This is a genomic window from Parendozoicomonas verongulae, from assembly GCF_009711465.1.
GTDB classification, from domain to species: Bacteria; Pseudomonadota; Gammaproteobacteria; order Pseudomonadales; family Endozoicomonadaceae; genus Sansalvadorimonas; species Sansalvadorimonas verongulae.
This window is the reverse complement of record NZ_SMME01000527.1, coordinates 1-1,213: the sequence shown is the minus strand read 5'-3', so window position 1 is coordinate 1,213 and position 1,213 is coordinate 1. Positions and strand designations below refer to the sequence as shown.

Annotated in this window: 1 protein-coding gene; it reads right to left on the bottom strand. The window is 42.0% G+C overall.

Annotation, left to right across the window (positions count from 1 at the left end; genetic code table 11):
• Positions 1-115: 115 nt before the first annotated feature.
• Positions 116-688 (bottom strand): hypothetical protein, encoded by a 573-nt coding sequence (locus E1189_RS01315; protein WP_155158303.1) that lies wholly within the window; start codon positions 686-688, stop codon positions 116-118.
• Between the last annotated feature and the right edge of the window lie 525 nt (positions 689-1,213).

Genomic DNA, 1,213 nt, shown 5'->3' with positions numbered 1-1,213 from the left:
TTCAAAACCGGAGGGAATAGCATTACTGGCAATAAACACACTGCCATCGGCTCCCAATACCAGCGACGAGACCAGTAATAACAGCCAGAATCCCCAAGAATATTTCATTGCAGTATTAGTAAGGTGCGACAGTCAGTGTAATACTATCGGTATAAACTCCTGGTTGGGCTCCATTGATTACAGTAGGAGTAATCTGTAAACCAAAATTCCCATCGGTACATGTTGCGTTTGCCGGGTCATCCCAGTTGGGATTGTTCTGTGCCACTATCGTTGAAGATCGTATTCCATTACCACTATTGCCCGCTCCCCATGTCGCTCCAGGTGTGCCATCTGTACTGGTCTGCATCAAGGCAAGAGTGTAATCAACACCAGCAACCCCACTAACAGTGTTCATCTGAAAGTTGTTTCTTGAGTCTGCAATAACTGTGAATCTTTCAGTATTTGTATATATACAAATACTCTTATCAACTGGGCCTGTGTTATCGTTAGGAATGGTAAGGTCTTCCATCCCAAAGATTCTTGCCTTAGCTTCATTAAACAATGTTACTTCAAAGGATCCTTGAGAAGACCCGATAGGGTCAACCTGACCGTCAATCTGTCCCAACTGTCCGTCAGAAGCAGCCATAGCTCCGCCAGATACTCCGGCGATAACAGCAGCGGCCAAGGCTTTACGCATTATCGTTTTCATTTTGAATACCTCTTTTATTTTCTCTTTTTATTACACTTTATTTGCCCATTGCCAGGCCGGCTTCACCGTAGGTAGAGTGCTCACCACAGGTAACGCCCAAACAACAGAGAAATAAGCATTAGTAATGTGTTCTTTCTGTTTATGGTGTTATTCAATTTTACATAACGCAAAAGCTATACCAGCAAACTCGAAAACCAAAGGAATCAACAAAACGAAAACCACTTTATAAATTTCAAACAAACGTGGCCTGCTGTTGTTATCAACAACCATCCTTGAAACTGTTACCAACTGCCCTTTTGCATCACACAACAAATGCTGGTTTGGTCGACATCAGTAAATCATACTTATTTATTAACCGGGTCTGATATACCAGTGTATATGCTATATGCCAGTACTCTTTTCTTATTAAATTTTACTTGGCGCACTAAACACACCAAGGATATCAATAGCTTAAATCGTACCAAGACCGCGCCACGAAAACGACAACTGTTTCACATCTTTTACAAAAAGGACGCCCCCTCATTG